This is a genomic window from Candidatus Vondammii sp. HM_W22, from assembly GCF_022530855.2.
In the GTDB taxonomy this organism is placed as follows: domain Bacteria; phylum Pseudomonadota; class Gammaproteobacteria; order Chromatiales; family Chromatiaceae; genus Vondammii.
The window spans coordinates 2,068,476-2,084,428 of record NZ_CP099567.1; the positions used below are offsets into that span (position 1 = coordinate 2,068,476).

General features: G+C 50.1%; 16 protein-coding genes and 3 pseudogenes. 7 read left to right on the top strand and 12 right to left on the bottom strand.

What is annotated here, in order from left to right; all coding sequences use genetic code 11:
* From MN084_RS11440 to MN084_RS11460, 5 genes are all read right to left on the bottom strand, one after another.
* Positions 1-279: a transglycosylase SLT domain-containing protein gene (locus MN084_RS11440; RefSeq protein ID WP_241086325.1), complete on the bottom strand. Its 279-nt coding sequence runs from the start codon at positions 277-279 to the stop codon at positions 1-3.
* Between the two features lie 273 nt (positions 280-552).
* Positions 553-1,272, bottom strand: a complete 720-nt coding sequence (locus MN084_RS11445) for a TIGR03759 family integrating conjugative element protein (protein WP_241086324.1) — start codon at positions 1,270-1,272, stop codon at positions 553-555.
* Between the two features lie 340 nt (positions 1,273-1,612).
* Positions 1,613-2,371: a hypothetical protein gene (locus tag MN084_RS11450; protein WP_241086323.1), complete on the bottom strand. Its 759-nt coding sequence runs from the start codon at positions 2,369-2,371 to the stop codon at positions 1,613-1,615.
* A complete protein-coding gene (locus tag MN084_RS11455) occupies positions 2,361-2,813 on the bottom strand; it encodes a hypothetical protein (protein WP_241086604.1) in 453 nt (150 codons plus the stop codon). Before MN084_RS11455 ends, MN084_RS11450 begins: the two co-directional genes overlap by 11 nt.
* A 113-nt stretch (positions 2,814-2,926) precedes the next feature.
* Positions 2,927-3,790 (bottom strand): phage integrase N-terminal domain-containing protein, encoded by an 864-nt coding sequence (locus tag MN084_RS11460; RefSeq protein WP_241086322.1) that lies wholly within the window; start codon positions 3,788-3,790, stop codon positions 2,927-2,929.
* 948 nt (positions 3,791-4,738) lie between these two features.
* Between MN084_RS11460 and MN084_RS11465 the strand changes: the two genes are divergently transcribed.
* Together MN084_RS11465 and MN084_RS11470 are read left to right on the top strand one after the other, a co-directional pair.
* Positions 4,739-5,113: a type II toxin-antitoxin system RelE/ParE family toxin gene (locus MN084_RS11465; RefSeq protein ID WP_241086321.1), complete on the top strand. Its 375-nt coding sequence runs from the start codon at positions 4,739-4,741 to the stop codon at positions 5,111-5,113.
* Positions 5,106-5,411 carry a helix-turn-helix domain-containing protein gene (locus MN084_RS11470; protein WP_241086320.1) on the top strand — a complete coding sequence of 102 codons (306 nt, stop codon included), beginning with the start codon at positions 5,106-5,108 and terminating at the stop codon, positions 5,409-5,411. Before MN084_RS11465 ends, MN084_RS11470 begins: the two co-directional genes overlap by 8 nt.
* 114 nt (positions 5,412-5,525) lie before the next feature.
* Here MN084_RS11470 and MN084_RS11475 read toward each other — a convergent pair whose 3' ends face one another.
* Positions 5,526-5,912: a YbhB/YbcL family Raf kinase inhibitor-like protein gene (locus tag MN084_RS11475; protein ID WP_445083827.1), complete on the bottom strand. Its 387-nt coding sequence runs from the start codon at positions 5,910-5,912 to the stop codon at positions 5,526-5,528.
* Between the two features lie 379 nt (positions 5,913-6,291).
* Entirely contained in the window at positions 6,292-6,669 is a 378-nt protein-coding gene (locus MN084_RS11480) for a DUF6573 family protein (protein WP_241086577.1), read from the bottom strand.
* Between the two features lie 766 nt (positions 6,670-7,435).
* Here MN084_RS11480 and ettA point away from each other — a divergent pair.
* Positions 7,436-9,103 (top strand): energy-dependent translational throttle protein EttA, encoded by a 1,668-nt coding sequence (gene ettA / locus MN084_RS11485; RefSeq protein WP_241086319.1) that lies wholly within the window; start codon positions 7,436-7,438, stop codon positions 9,101-9,103.
* Between the two features lie 38 nt (positions 9,104-9,141).
* Positions 9,142-10,021 (top strand): annotated as a pseudogene (locus MN084_RS11490) (ATP-binding protein).
* 31 nt (positions 10,022-10,052) lie between these two features.
* Here MN084_RS11490 and MN084_RS11495 read toward each other — a convergent pair.
* The 5 genes and pseudogenes from MN084_RS11495 to cysS all read right to left on the bottom strand — a co-directional run bounded on the left by MN084_RS11495 (position 10,053) and on the right by cysS (position 13,693).
* Positions 10,053-11,404: pseudogene (locus tag MN084_RS11495) on the bottom strand (IS5 family transposase).
* Positions 11,405-11,498: 94 nt separating this feature from the next.
* A pseudogene (locus MN084_RS11500) lies at positions 11,499-11,783 on the bottom strand (transposase); the annotation flags it as partial.
* Positions 11,784-11,895: 112 nt separating this feature from the next.
* The gene (locus MN084_RS11505; protein ID WP_330178041.1) at positions 11,896-12,012 is read right to left on the bottom strand and encodes a DUF2934 domain-containing protein; all 117 of its coding nucleotides are present in this window, start codon (positions 12,010-12,012) and stop codon (positions 11,896-11,898) included.
* 43 nt (positions 12,013-12,055) lie between these two features.
* Positions 12,056-12,196, bottom strand: a complete 141-nt coding sequence (locus MN084_RS11510) for a hypothetical protein (RefSeq protein WP_330178042.1) — start codon at positions 12,194-12,196, stop codon at positions 12,056-12,058.
* 108 nt (positions 12,197-12,304) lie between these two features.
* A complete protein-coding gene (gene cysS / locus MN084_RS11515) occupies positions 12,305-13,693 on the bottom strand; it encodes a cysteine--tRNA ligase (RefSeq protein ID WP_241086315.1) in 1,389 nt (462 codons plus the stop codon).
* A 251-nt stretch (positions 13,694-13,944) separates the two neighbouring features.
* Here cysS and MN084_RS11520 point away from each other — a divergent pair, with 251 nt between their 5' ends.
* From MN084_RS11520 to MN084_RS11530, 3 genes are read left to right on the top strand one after another with little or no spacing between them, the layout of a single operon-like run.
* The gene (locus tag MN084_RS11520) at positions 13,945-14,520 is read left to right on the top strand and encodes a peptidylprolyl isomerase (protein ID WP_241086314.1); all 576 of its coding nucleotides are present in this window, start codon (positions 13,945-13,947) and stop codon (positions 14,518-14,520) included.
* Between the two features lie 16 nt (positions 14,521-14,536).
* A complete protein-coding gene (locus MN084_RS11525; RefSeq protein WP_241086313.1) occupies positions 14,537-15,025 on the top strand; it encodes a peptidylprolyl isomerase in 489 nt (162 codons plus the stop codon).
* Between the two features lie 27 nt (positions 15,026-15,052).
* Complete coding sequence (locus MN084_RS11530; protein ID WP_241086312.1) at positions 15,053-15,808, top strand: UDP-2,3-diacylglucosamine diphosphatase; 756 nt, start codon at positions 15,053-15,055, stop codon at positions 15,806-15,808.
* Positions 15,809-15,953 lie beyond the last annotated feature (145 nt).

The window sequence follows — 15,953 nt, forward strand, 5'->3', positions numbered from 1 at the left end:
CTACCCTTCACTTATGATCCGACGCCAATGAGAAACCACCCGTCGACGGTAGCGGTCTGCCCGGTTTGAGTTCGCTGGCGCATGATAACAACCCACGCTGGACCACCAATCCTGTCGGGTCTTGTAGCACTCTTGCAGGATGGCAGCACCCACACGCAGGTTATGATACGGATCGAGCACCTGCCATGGCGTACCGAGCCGTTCCTGGTGGTAGCGCCAATTAACCTGCATCAGGCCGATATCAATCGAGCGTTGGCCCTTACGGAGCCAGCCCGTCAATGCCTGCTAGGCCGCTAACCGGGAGTCAAAAAAGTACCCTCGGCCGGCCACGTTCAATGTCCACGGCCAGGGTCGATAGACATCACTCTCATCGAGCTGTATAGCGCTTTCGGTAAGGGCCATGGCGTAAAAGACGGTATGTGGAATGCCGTTCTCTTTTGCTATAGCTCGATATCCACCTGGAACCGAAATATTGCTCCAGCCGACACCGGGCAAAGCTAGGCCAATGAGCACGAATATCCAGACTCTATGGCATCTCAACCGGTCCATCGTTTAAAGATCCGATACCGGGAGCTGCAACAGCTCCTCTCCCCGACAACGTAATACAGTGGGTACTTTGCCCTGCCCTCTCGTCAGTTTGTCCAATGCACCACCATCATGATTAAGGGTGATCCGCCAGTTACGTACCCATTCAGGATTGATCTGGTGAGTCGATGCCCAATCCCGTACTGAGTCGTCATCCCCTGACGACACGTCCGTGAGGTAGATATCAATGCCACTAACTTCATCGATCTGTTTCAACAGTTTGTTCATCAGCACATCACAGACCGGACACTCGGGCCGGGCGAAAAATAACAGGTGATCGCTAGATTGAAACGCGCTCATCTCTTCTGCATTTCCAGATAACCGGTCGACATCGATCAGCGGTTCATTGGGATAGAGATGTTTTCCTGCCGCATCGTATGCGCGTTGAAACGCAAGAATACGCTCCACATCCTCGCGCATGGCACGTGCACAGACTTCGGCATATCGCTGGCGTTCCACATCATCCCTTGCATGGATACCGAGCACTTCTATTGGCGATATCGTCGATGGGCTGATGGTTCCGCGAATCCCTTGCATTAACTGTTTGTAGCGGCGCCATTCCACTTCCGACAAATCCCAGAGACGGGCACGCGCTAAGTCCGTTACCGATAAAGTGTTCGCTTCTATTGATGATTCATTCTGACCGGTTTGTTTAACCACGGTGCTGGAAATATCGATCGCGTTCACAGGATGCGATGCCACCAGGACAACAGACAAAATGACGAGTTTCAATCCACTATTCATCGGCACAACCCCCATCACAGTCACTGACCTCCATTATCGGCCGGACAATCTGATTGCGGTATGGGGCGGTCAGATCCCGGTAAATAACGGAACCCGTCAAAATGACATCCGATCGGGTCACTCTGGCGTGTTACCTATTTGGTATGATACGAATCCAATGTGTCGTCCGCATTGGGCAGAGCCATAGTGGACTGTGTGTCGTCATCACACTTGTCTGCGGAGCTTGATCCCAGAGTGATGCCTTCAAAAAGAAACAAAACGGCCAGTATGATTTCCATGGATTCTACCTCTGCAACGAAACGGAATAGGCATGTCCGGCAGGCCTTTGAAAATCGACCTGCCCTTTGAGTCGATCGATTTTGGAAACTGTCCAGCCGGACTGTTGCTCGCCAGCCTTCAGAAACGCTACACGCCCGGCCTGGGAGACAGACACATAGATCACGTCATCCCATACATCGATGACATCAATATGAAAAGGCGGCTTATTGATGGGCCGGGACTTACGTTTGGTCGATGGTTTGCGCCTGACGACTTTGAGTGCCCTGACGTTCTTGACGAAGGTATCCAACCGTGAAATGGCTTCACTGATGCGCTCGCCCAATTTTTGATTGCTTTTATTCATATTGGCGATTCCCATCTTGATCGCCTGGATACTTTCAGTCATGGCCGAGATCTCACCTTTCACAACAGAACTATGGGCTTGTTGCGTATCAAAACCTCGATTGATCCGGCTAGTCATGGACACCAGCCAGCGATTGATCGACTCCACTACTGGATCTGGCTTTGCGGCCGGCAATTCTTTTGTTACCGTGCCCTCATGCACTTGGGCATCGAGTTTCATTATCGAGGTTTCGTATACTGGACTGCCCTCCTGACCAATCACAAACCCCCACAGCAAACTGATCGTGATGATGCCGATCACGACCGCGACCAGCACGGTCTTGTAGGCAACTCTCCGGGTTGTTGGCTGCACCACAGCATCCTCCGGCTTTGTTTCTTCATCTGAAGAGACGGGTTGCTCCGTTTGAGTCTCACTCTTCATCTTGTGCGACCTCTGGTTCGATGGTGGTCATAGCCTGGGTTACAAACCGATCCGCCGCACAACGCTCGAAGGCGATAAGTCGATGAACGGGATCTTGAACCAAGTAGAATGCTGATCCCACGAGCGTTTCCAGGGCGTCTCTCAGCGTCATCGGTCCCAAACTTCGATGGACCGCTGGAAGCGGTAACGCGAACAGGGCTGCTGTGTCCGGCCCTCGGCAGTGGCCAACCGATAGCCGCTGCGTTGCAGGAGATACCGGACCGCTCATTGTCGTTGCCAACAGATCGGCTTGTGCCTCTGTCGAGGTGGCGGAAAATAAGGAGTAGCGGCCCACTTGAACATCGCCCGCCTGTAGGTTCGCGCTGGCCAGGGTACAGATACCAGCGATACAAATCTCAATCGTCACTATCGGATGTTTGGGGTTGAAAATGGATTTATTCATGATGAACTCGGCCTCGGGGATCTTGTGTACTCAGGCCGGCATCATTACAGAGCGCTCTTAATCAGGGAATGGAAAATCATTTCTAACCGCTGCGTCGTTTTTTCAAACGCCTGTCAATTGCAATAAATCGCAACTATTTGCGGGCGCTCATGTCCCAACTCCCGACTAATAATAAGGCGTGCCTGACGGTCACACACTCTCTCTTCTTGATTCAATGCTTTCGTAATTGGTCCGCCGGCAGCCGGTGATTTCCAGCCAGTCAGTTCCTCGTAGCGCTGCTGTGCGTAAGCATGTCTCAGGCCATGCATCTTCGATAGCCCGGCATTGGCGGTAAGGCGTTCATACACGCGAAGTTGTTGGACATAATTCCGATCACTTGAGATCAGGGCGCCATTGCCGGCAAGTTGTCGCACTCGATTCAACAGATCGCGTTGTTCATCGGTACGTACCGGAACAACACGCGCCTTTCCTCCTTTGGTCCAGGAGGACTTAAGGAGAACATGGTCTCCCCTATCCGCAAACCCAGGCCGAAACTTGATCGCCTCCTCCCGACGCAGGCCAAAGGCCTGTTGCAACTCCAAGCTCATGCGGACATAGGGATCCGATATTTTTTCCAGATCTGGTGCGTTAACCACCTTTGCCTTTGATGTGTTGGTCACGAACTGTCGGTTAGGAATACCGTAGTGGTCGTTCGATCGCGCCACGACGTTCTGCTTGTCCACTTTCTGTGCCCACCAGCGCAGCACCGCCATCCGGTTCTTGATCGTCCCGGTGGAAAGATCCTGGTCCAGCCAGTGCTTGACCAGTGCATCAACATGCTTTGGCTTCAGGGAACTGGCACCCATCCCGTGAAAACCCAGCACATGCAACTGATTTGCGATGAGCATCAGATGATGCGCCCGTTTGGTCTGGGTGCTATAGCTGCCATCCCGATTCTGGCGGCAGAGTTGTTTGAGTTGGTAGTTCAGGTTTTTCAAGGTGCAATCTCTATCTGGTAAGTGTTTATGACCACCCAGCAGCCGCAGCTGACTGGATCCGCTGACGCGAAACGGTCTTGGGACACCACTCCCATACGACCTGAATATGCCTGGTCTCAGGCAACACTGGTTTTTCCCTGGTGGGTAAAGGCCCAGTGCCGGCCCAACATGCCCGGAATCGGGCTTTCTTCAATGGTGGATACACCTCCTTATTTGATGGGGCGGAAAAGATTTCCGCGATGAATGAAATATGAGCATCAACAGTCATCACCAATGGCGATTTACTGATGGCTCGTCGAGTGAATGGCAGGCTGGCGCCTGCGGAAAAAGCAGATCGAACAATCTGTTTGGACTGGAAGATGGATCAACGGCTGAAAGCCGCAGCGCTTTGAATGATCCGGTTACGCTCTATTGCCACTAGTACACGCAGTGGCCACGGATGAATTCATCGGATATTGACGTTCTGAGGGAGCAGTATAGGAACAGATAATCCCGCCGTCACCCCGAAATTCTGCCGCAACCCCGGGCCGTTTCCCGGATCGCCGCCCTCGTCACTACCCCACTTCGTTCACTAGTGACGATGGCGCCTTCGGATCAGGCAAGCCATGCGCCAGGCATTCGCCTGTCACTCCGCTCGCACATTGATGTTAAATATCCGACCTTTGGTACACATCGACCTGACCACAAACTCCACAGGCGCCGCTGATGCAACCCCACCCTTGGCTGCACGAGTTTTTTAGGCTCGCTATGCTATGGTGGGCGAGACCTATGGATTCTGTGGACAGCCCTTGCCAGAAGCTTCCCTGAGACTTTCACCGGAACAGAGGCATTTTGACAGTAGCATAATCCACCTCCATTGCTTTCCTTCCGCCTGAATCTTTCCCCTGGCGGTCCTTTGTCATCTATGACACTAAGTGCTACACTTATATCCAATACTAAAGGCTGGTGATGAAGACATACAAGACCAAGTGGTTCCATAAGTGGGCTGTGAAAGAGGGTGTCATGGATGAGTCCTTGGTATCGGCTGTCCAAGAGATATCCTCCGGCCTCATTGATGCTGACCTGGGTGGCCACGTAGTTAAAAAGCGGGTTGGTTTGCATGGCCGTGGCAAACGCGGCGGAGTACGGACCCTGGTAGCATTCAGGCATGAGGATAAGGCCTTCTTCATCTATGGCTTCGCTAAGAACGAGCGCGCTAACATCACCCAGAAAGAGCTCAAGGCGCTCCGAATATTGGCCGCAGAACTACTACACTATGGCACGGCCGCACTGGAACAGGCAGTCGATGCTGAGGAATTGATTGAGGTAATAAACGATGGCTAAAGAGATCATCAAAGCAGTCCACGAAACAGCAAAAGGGTTGCACAAGGCAGGCGTAATGGACGCAGTGACGTTGCGCGACTTCGATGCCCTCTGTCTTCCTCCCGTGAAGAAATATACTGCAGCACAAATCAAGCGCATCCGAGCGCGCAACAAGGCCAGTCAGGCAGTATTTGCCGCTTATCTGAATACCAGCCCATCAACAATACAGAAGTGGGAGCAGGGCCAAAAGAAACCAAACGGACCTTCACTCAAACTGCTCAATCTGGTAGATAGAAATGGCCTGGAGGCACTCGCCTGATCTGACGCAACGATCAGGGTACGCAGTGATACGAACCAGGCCTTACGGAATATATACACGAGCCACTTCTTACGGCCTGGAATCAGAGCAAGCGGTTCAACAAGTACATACCTATCATACTGAGGCAGGCACATTGAGATTAAGGCTATAAGTTCCCGTGATGCTTATCTTCCCAAGCACATGGCCCTCAAGCGCGGTCAATACCTCATTCCGGCCAAAACACCCCTCGACAGGACAACGCGGGATATTCAGGGCATAAAAGGTGAAGTGATAGTGGTGGACAATGGAGTCGTTCCAGGGTGGGCAGGGGCCATCGTAGCCACCGGCCATATCTGCATTACCCGCAAACCAGTCAGTGTAGCTATTGATGCCCTGACGCGTGCTATCCGGTCCTTCAGGTCCCATCTTCCCGTGTGAGGTCACCTCTGAGGAGAACTCTCCCTCGGCAATAATCGGTTGCAAATGAAAAAAGGAGCTTCGGCTCCTTTTTTTGCGCTGCACATCTCCTCGCCTGCTTGAACCGCCCACTCTTTACAAATGCAGCATAAGCCCTCTCAGTTCTCTTCACAAAAATTTAGCCCTACAAATGATGAACATCGGTAGCCACAGCTTCTTTGTTCAATAACGAGCAGCAAACGTTTTGCTCATATTGTGAGATGAAATACCTGTGATGCCAAGCTCGTTTAAACGCGGCATCTAATACCCGATTGTTCTGAGTCGTTCTGAATAATTTTTGCGTCTGGAGAGAGCCGCCAGATGCAAGGCTGTGCACATACGACCGAATGGCGACTCCGACCAAACTCTGACAATCATATCCTGGTTAAGGTGCCGCTTTTACCCAAGCGACCAGGGGCAAGATGCCGGAGAATTCCGGCTATTTTCAATCCTCGTTGGGTAACAGAATAGTAATCACTGGCTCACCGTTATCACCCGGCCCAACGATCAGTTTCAAGGTTACTATCTCGGCTTCCGTTGATTTACCATCACGCGGCACCCGAAATAACTGGAACAGCATCTGATTATAGGAACCATTGCTGTTCCGGATTTCATAGGATGCCATGTAGAGCACATCCCACAGCCTGCCTGATTGATCCTGGTACACCTGATTCTCACTGTGATCATCGCTCCAGGCTACACAATCTGCCCAGACAGCAGATGTCAGTGCCACCGGCCATTTGAATACATTTTCCTTTACCAGCGATCCTGCTTCGACCAGTACGCCGTCTACGATGGCCTGGGCACGGGTATAGGTGGAAATTACGTCACCGAAAAAAGATGCTGTCGTTTTGGTGTTTGAAGAGTCAGATTAACTTGCTTATGGCGGCGGCTGCCTTCAACTTCAGAAAATGGATGAAGGAGGTTCTTTTTGTGCTGAAAAATATCATGTCCATACTGTTGTTCCTGTTTGCAAAACAGAAACAACAGTATTATTAAGTGCCTGGAATGAATATTTCAGGGTCGACTAAATTTTATGATTGAGTTCGAAGAACGCTTGGCGGAATACATTTAACCCGGGCAGTTACACGGAAATCGTTACACCCTCACCAATACTCCAATCAATTAACCTTAATTGGTCGGAACAGTCTATCGAAATTTCAAGTGAACAACATTCCTAAATGTTATTGAGCGCGCATAAGTACTAATAAGCGACTGTGGTGTCAACCCGTTTTAAATTCCAATCAATAAGCCCTTTTAGCTTCAGTGCATTCATGCTACACAGATTCTTTATTGCGTCTTATTCACACCACTACATTTGGTCCATTTACCACTCGATTTCGCGCGCCCATATCTGAGCCTGGGCCTTATTATTGAAAGTCTTGCTTGTGGTAGAATGCCCCCACTTGATGACCGCTCACCACTTATTGCCGTTTTAAAAATGCTTGCCATGTAATTTTGTGTGCAGATGTGCAGCCATACCCAAGTATATTGATGTATACACGTGTACAGGTAAAAAAATCGGTAATTGCAAGGCATTTAGGCTAATACATTGAATCTACAAAAATCAAAAAAGAGTAAGTAATCACATGGCCAAATATATCTACACCATGAACCGTGTCGGCAAAATCGTGCCGCAAAAACGGGTTATCCTCCGTGACATCTCACTCTCCTTCTTTCCAGGCGCCAAGATCGGCGTCCTGGGTCTCAACGGGTCGGGTAAATCCACCCTGTTGCGGATCATGGCCGGCCTCGATACCGATATCGAGGGTGAAGCCCGCCCCCAGCCCGGTATCAGAGTAGGCTTTCTGCCACAGGAACCTCAACTGGACCCGGCAAAAGATGTTCGAGGAAATATCGAAGAGGCGGTAACCGATGTCAAAGAGGCTTTAGCCGAGCTGGATACCGTCTACGCCGCCTACGCCGAACCGGATGCGGATTTCGATGCCCTGGCCGCAAAGCAGGCCGATCTGGAAAACCTGATCACAGCCAAAGACGGCCACAACTTGGATCGTATCCTGGAGATCGCAGCAGATGCCCTGCGACTACCGCACTGGGATACAGATGTCACCACACTCTCCGGCGGTGAACGCCGCCGTGTCGCACTCTGCCGTCTGCTGCTGGAAAAACCTGACATGCTGCTGCTGGATGAACCGACCAACCATCTGGATGCGGAATCTGTCGCCTGGCTGGAGAGTTTCCTCCACGATTATACGGGCACAGTGGTGGCCGTGACCCATGACCGCTATTTCCTCGATAACGTAGCTGGTTGGATTCTGGAGCTGGACCGTGGTTACGGCATTCCCTGGGAAGGGAACTACTCCTCCTGGCTGAAGCAGAAAGAGCAGCGCCTGGAGATGGAGCAGAAACAGGAGAGTGCCCGGATAAAAACCATGAAGAATGAGTTGGAGTGGGTACGCTCCAATGCCAAAGGCCGCCATGCAAAGAGCAAGGCCCGCCTGCAGCGGTTTGAAGAGTTGCAGAGCCAGGAGTTCCAGAAACGCAATGAGACCAATCAGATCTACATTCCACCGGGTGAGCGGTTGGGTGATCTGGTCATCGAAGCCAATGGCCTGACCAAATCTTATGGCGATAAACTGCTCTATGAAGATCTCAGTTTCAATCTGCCCCGTGGTGGCATCGTCGGCATCATTGGGCCGAACGGTGCGGGTAAAACCACTCTGTTTCGTATCATCACCGGCCTGGAGCAACCGGATCAGGGCGAGATGCGTATTGGTGAAACGGTTCAGTCCGCATGTGTCGACCAATCCCGCGATAGCCTGAACGATGACCACAGCGTCTGGGAAGAGATTTCGGACAGCTCCGACATCATCACAGTAGGACGCCTGGAACTGAACTCCAGGGCCTATGTCAGCCACTTCAACTTCAAGGGCAGCGATCAACAGAAACGCATTGGTGACCTCTCCGGCGGCGAACGCAACCGGGTACACCTGGCAAAACTACTGAAGAGCGGCGGCAATCTGCTGCTGCTGGATGAACCCACCAACGATCTCGATGTGGAGACCTTGCGAGCACTGGAAGAGGCACTGCTCAACTTCCCCGGCTGTGCAGTGGTGATTTCACATGACCGATGGTTCCTGGATCGCATTACCACTCATATTCTGGCTTTCGAAGGCAACTCGAAAACCGTCTGGTTCGAGGGCAACTACGCCGATTATGAGGCAGATCGTAAAAAGCGTCTGGGAGCCGATGCCGACCAGCCGCACCGGATACATTACAAGCGGTTGCATCATTGATGCCGATAAAGGACATATCGCCACTCACTATATTCCCTATGAATCAATCAGATGATCTACTACAGCGCGCCCAGTCATTAATCGAACGGCTTGAAGGTCTGTTCAGTCCGGCATCCAGGGAGCCTGACTGGGACCATCTCGCTTTCCGTTGGCGTGGCGGCAAGGCCTGCAGGCAGTTGCCCATCCACATAAGGTACGACTGGATGACCTTCTCTGCATGGAGCGACAGAAAGCCGACAACACCCGGCAGTTTGTCGAGGGACGCAGCGCCAATAACGTACTGCTATGGGTTCCCGCGGGACCGGAAAATCTTCTCGGATCAAGGCAGTACTGAATGAATTTTCAGATCAGGGACTTCGCTTGATCGAGGTTAAAAAAACAGGACCTCATCGAACTGCCCTATATCGTGGGCCAGCTCTATGACCGGCCGGAACGGTTTATCCTGTTCAGCGACGACCTCTCATTTGAAGGCGATGATGCCAGCTACAAATCATTCAAGACGGCCCTCGACGGCTCTATCTCGGCACCCCCTGAAAATGTCCTGATCTACGCCACATCCAATCGCAGACACCTGTTACCTGAATTTAAGCAGGAGGAACCTGGATGCTCGGGTGGTTGAAGGCGAGATCCATCATCCTGAAGGAGTGGAGGAGAAGATATCCCTCTCAGAGCGTTTCGGAATGTGGCTCTCATTTTACCCTTTCAATCAGGGGCAGTATCTCGACATCGTCGATCACTGGTTGAGGTCGATGAAGAGTGAAACCACTGCAAATCAGGAGATAAGAGCCGAGGCCCTGAGATGGGCTCTGAAACGCGGATCAAGAAGTGGCCGGGTTCGCCTAGCAATTCGCACAGGACTGGGACGGAATTAGCCATTCCTGCGCCTCAACAGGGGACAGAAGCGGCCGACATCAATGATTATTCAGTTTTTTTCAATCCGGGAAAATAGCTAGTCGACCCTGAAATATTCATTCCAGGCACTTAATAATACTGTTGTTTCTGTTTTGCAAACAGGAACAGCAGTATGGACATGATATTTTTCAGCACAAAAAAGAACCTCCCTCATCCATTTTCTGAAGTTGAAGGCAGCCGCCGCCATAAGCAAGTTAATCTGATCCCCGGCAAAGCCTTTAAGAAAGTTCCTTTTTAGCCTGTGGTCACTCTTTAAGTGACCACAGGCTCGATGCCAGCTCGTCTTCTGAAACGTTTTCTGGCTAATGCCATGGCTTCTCCTGAGGTATTCTTCCTAGCAGGCTTTGGCGTTATTATCTGGGTGTCATTAACCTTTGATTTGCCCCGATAACCTCGATCAGCAATACCCACTTTGGGTACTCGATTGATGAGACGTTTCACCTGTGCCAAGACCTCAGGTACGGTGTGACCATCAAATACATTCTTCTCAAAAGCCGGGGCACCAATCACAATGCCCGCGTCCCTTGTGGTGGTGATTGATGCCTTGGTGCCAAACTCATAACGCTGCTGGGCCTTGCCTTTGCTCATACAGTGAACATGAGGTTCATGTAGGCTGTACAACTTGTTTTTATCAGCACGCTTCTGATTCAGCATGCGCTGGTACAGGGCGAACTTTTCTGCATAGAATTTCTGTTGTTCTGCGGTCATCTTACGCTGTATTTCACGCAGTAATCGGCCGCTGATGGTCTTTAATCGCTTGACGGCCTTACGTGCCTTTTTACGATTCCTCGGATGTGTGGCAAATCGGGTGGGGAGCTTGAGAATTTTTACTTCCTTCTCATGGCTTCGACTGAGCACGATACCTTCTGCTCGAGCCATCTTGAGTAACTGCCCGTGTATCTTTCGGTACTGCTTTGCATCAGTTGGAAAGGTAATGTTTTTCTCTTGTACGGTAGTGTCGATACACATTTCATCTTCGATCGCCTTTTCTTGATGTAAGGCGATAGAGGTAGCCAGGACCTTTTCAAAACCTTCGTTGCCAATACGCTTTCTGAAGTAAGTCAGGTCGGAGGGGTCACAAGGAAGTTGCCATTGGAATTCGATCTCACCCGTAAAACTCGGGTAGTAGGGATTTTGTATCCAGCGTTGAATCAGAACCTCGTCACTGAGGTCTTCCAGATGCTTGAGTATCGAGAGACCCACCATTAGGCAGATGGGTTTTGAGGGCTTTCCAAGATGAGAATAAAGCGGGGCAAATTCAGCATCAAAATATGACCAGTCTATCTGTCTGGCCAGTAGCAAAAGTGGATGCTTGGGGTTCAGCTGATCCAGTAAGTTCTGGTGCAGGAAACTTTGCTGGTTGGGATTAGCTGTCTTGGCTTTGCTCAATTATCCACCTCTGTTTCGTCCAGTTTTTCTCTGCTTTTACCGCTTTCACAGACGCTTATTTTATATAAATCATTGCGTTATGAATATTTCAGGGTCGACTAACTAGCTGAGGTTCAAAGCTGCCCGCTCTATCTCGCGGGGTATCCAGTTCAAACTGGCCATCTTCCGTTTGCAAGGTCTTGCTGGTCGTGCCGTTGCGGCTATTACTCGCTTCGGATTGTTGATGCTTGGCAAAGCCAAGATGATCAGCCAGTTCAGCATTGAGTACTGCCTCGACCGTGATCCTGGTCAGCATTTGCCGAAACTCGTTGTGATCTTCTTCAGTTTTGATGTTTTTAGCGGCCGCCTGGGCTATCGCCTGGAGCTCTTTCTTGTCGATCAGCAGACTATCCTCACCTTTGTTATGGTTTAATCATAGGCCGTCACACAGAATTCAAGACACCCTCGCCGAAAGCGCTGGTGAGCAACTATCGTCCAGATTGATAACTGAATTACTGACTCTTCAACATCCTATCGATGATCTGCTCACACTCATACCAGTCATCCATTTCATAGCCCGGTGCAAAACTGCGTTTTTCAGTCCGGTAAAATGCCATGGTGGCAATCATTTCGTAGCGCTCTCTCGCACTCACTTCGCTCTTGGCGGCACTTTTACCGGGAGCGGCTCTCTTTTTGGTGACTTTCTTCTTTGTTGCCGCCTTCTTCTTTACTACTGACTTTCTTTGCAACTCCCTTCTTGGCGGTCGTTTTAACCGTCTGCTTCTTTACCACCGGTTTCTTCTTTACACTCATAATCTACTATCTCTTATCCTATATATCCATGTAACATGGATTGTTATCCTATGATGGTGTATATTCAAGAGTAGGATGGGTTCTTTCAATAAGTGCATAAGATAAAACCTACCCATGCCGCCAACGAGTCCCACCGGCACCATCTTCCAGCAGAATACCCAGTGCTTTCAACTCGTCGCGAATCCGGTCCGCCTCTGCCCAGTTTTTTCCGCTACGTGCATCGAGACGCTGCTGAATCAGTGATTCAATCGCATCATCACTCAGTGTTCCCTCTCCTGATTCAGGATTACCACGTAAATAGCTCTCAGGGTCACTCTGTAAAATGCCCAATATGCTACCCAAATGTCTCAGTTCTGCTGCTAAAGCCGCGGCCTGCTGTTGATTACTCTCACGTACCCGATTTATTTCACGTGTCAGCTCAAACATGATAGCTAGAGCTTCAGGCGTATTGAAATCATCATCCATAGCCGCAAAAAACTGCTTGGAGAAGGACTCGCCACCGGCAGATTCCACCTCCGGCAGTCCACGCATAGCAGTGTAGAAACGTGTCAACGCACTGCGTGCATTATCCAAGTGTTCATCATCATAATTAAGCGGACTGCGATATTGGCTGGTCAGAATGAAATAACGAATCTCTTCAGCCTGGTAACGCTCCAGTATTTCACGGACAGTAAAGAAGTTATCCAATGACTTAGACATCTTCTCTTCGTTTATCCGCACAAAACCATTGTGCATCCAGTAGTTTACAAAGGGTTTTCCGGTGGCCCCTTCAGATTGGGCAATCTCGTTTTCATGGTGGGGAAACGTCAGATCGGCACCGCCACCATGGATATCGAATGTATCGCCCAGGCAGCGGGTAGACATGGCTGAGCACTCAATATGCCAGCCTGGCCGACCATCTCCCCAAGGGGAGTCCCAAGAGGGTTCACCCGGTTTAGCACCCTTCCAGAGTACAAAGTCAAGAGGATCGCGCTTGTCGCTGTCAATCTCAACCCGTGCCCCTGCCTGAAGATCTGCCAGGGATTTTCCAGAGAGTTTGCCATAATCCTTGAAACTGCTGACTGAATAATAGACATCACCACTTCCCCCCACATAGGCGTGGCCATTATCGATCAACCGGCCAATCATCGAGAGAATCTCATCAATGTGTGCGGTGGCGCGAGGCTCATCATCAGGTAACAGTACTCCGAGCGCCTCTGAGTCTTCATGCATTGCCTTGATAAAGCGTTCGGTCAACTCGGTAAACGGTTCGCCATTCTCATTGGCACGATTGATAATCTTATCGTCAATATCGGTGATATTACGGATATAAGTGACATCGTAACCCAGCTCTTTTAAATAACGGTAGGCAACATCAAATACCACCAATACCCGGGCATGGCCCAAGTGGCAAAGATCGTAGACGGTCATGCCACAGACATACATCCGGATTTTCCCAGACTCCAGTGACTTGAACTCTTCTTTTCTGTTGGTCAGATCATTGTAGATCTTCAGCATATCGATTCCGATACTTCATTAATTCATGTAGAGGTAGTAGATAAAACTCAGGCACACCGTACAGATATTTACAAGAAAGCTTGGTGATCCAGAGAGCAGTTTTGCTCCAATCAAAGGTCACGGAAGAATGGTAAACGAAAGCACATCTGCAACAAAAAGAGAATCAGGGCTTTTTCAATCTCTCCAGACCCATTATCATAGCCTGTTTATGCGTCTCGCTGGAAAAATCGGCTCTGTGGAGAAGATCATCGATGATTAAACCTCTTTCCAAATGGATTCTCATCCTGCTTCTGGGATTCAGCCTGATTTCAGTGGCCAACACCGAAATTACCCGGGTAATGATGGCCACCAGTCTGGGCGATATCGAACTGGAACTGAATGACAGCCAGGCACCGGAGACAGTAAAGAATTTCCTGCGCTACGTGGATGAAGGCTTCTACAACAGCACTATCTTTCACCGCGTTATCAACAGCTTCATGATCCAGGGTGGCGGTTTCACTGCAGATATGAAAAAAAAACCTACCCATGCCCCGGTCAAAAATGAAGCAAAGAATGGCCTGAAAAATGACCGCGGCACCATCGCCATGGCAAGAACCAGAAACCCACACTCGGCAACCGGCCAGTTTTTCATCAATCATGCTGATAATAGCAATCTTGACTACCCTAGCTTTGATGGCTGGGGCTATGCTGTTTTTGGCAAGGTAACCAAGGGCATGGATACCGTTGATAAAATTGCGGATATCTACACTGTAAGCCGCAACGGCATGAGCAATGTGCCGCAAGACGCTATCATCATAGAATCAATCACCCGAATCTCTAACAACTGACCAGGGAAGCGCACGTATGATTACGCTGAAAACCAATATAGGTAGTATCGTCATCGAACTGAATGAAGAGAAAGCCCCTAAGACTTCCGAAAACTTCATTCAATACGTTAAATATGGTTTTTTCGATGGCACCATTTTTCACCGTGTGATAAATAATTTCATGGTTCAGGGCGGCGGCTTCGAGCCAGGCATGGTAGAGAAAACCACCTGTGCATCTATCGAGAATGAAGCCAATAACGGCCTCAGTAATGTAATCGGCAGTATTGCCATGGCCCGCACCATGGACCCTCACTCAGCTTCGGCCCAGTTTTTCATTAATGTGGCTGATAATAAATTCCTTGACCACCCGTGCGAGGACGGCTGGGGCTACTGCGTGTTTGGAAAAGTGACTGAAGGGATGGATGTAGTCAAAAAAATGGAAGGGGTGGAGACGACCAACCGCATGGGGCATCAGGACGTCCCTGCAGATGATCTGGTCATCGAACAGGTCACTATCACTGAGTAAACTTGTCGTCTTTCTATGGATGCTTCTATGACAGACAGTCTGTTTATCTCAGATCTCCATCTGTCGCAGAAATGTCCTGGCACCACAGACCTGTTCCTCCGCTTTCTGGAGGAACAAGTCGACGCCGGGGTTCATCTCTATATTCTGGGTGATCTGTTCGACACCTGGGTTGGCGACGACGACACCACGCCCGCAATCAAAAAAGCTACACACGCTTTGCTTCAGGCTACTATTCGCGGCGCCCAACTCTCTATCATGCATGGCAACCGTGACTTTCTGATTGGTGAGGCATTTGCCAAGACAACAGGCTGCACTCTGCTGGATGATCCAACGGTAGTAGACCTGAATGGCCTACCCACACTGCTGATGCACGGCGATCTGCTCTGCAGTGACGACCTTGAATATCAACAAGCCCGAGAACTCCTGCGCAGTCATGCATTCATCTCCGACTTTCTGGCAAAACCGATTCAGCAACGAAAAATCCTGGCCACAGAATACCGCAAAAAAAGTGGCGAGGTCGTCTCACTGAAATCTGCTGATATTATGGATGTCAATCAATATACGGTGGAGACCTACATGCGAAATAGTGGCGTTAAGCTATTGATTCACGGCCACACCCACAGACCGGCAATTCACGATTTTAAACTGGATGGTCAGTCTGCTGAGCGTATTGTTTTGTCAGACTGGCATGAAAAAAGAGGGGAATACCTGCGTGTGAGTGGCACTGAAATTACACGCCATATGGTAAGTGGTGCGTCGGTTCTCAAAAAAATCTATAAATAAAAGGGATATGGAGAATTCACAGCAATAGGGGTTAAGGGAACCTCTAAAAACCCGACAAAGACCAACAGTCTCCAGCAAACCGGGAAAGCCCGGCATCTTCACACTCATTTTTCTGGCAACACCCATATCCATACCTCGCTTCATC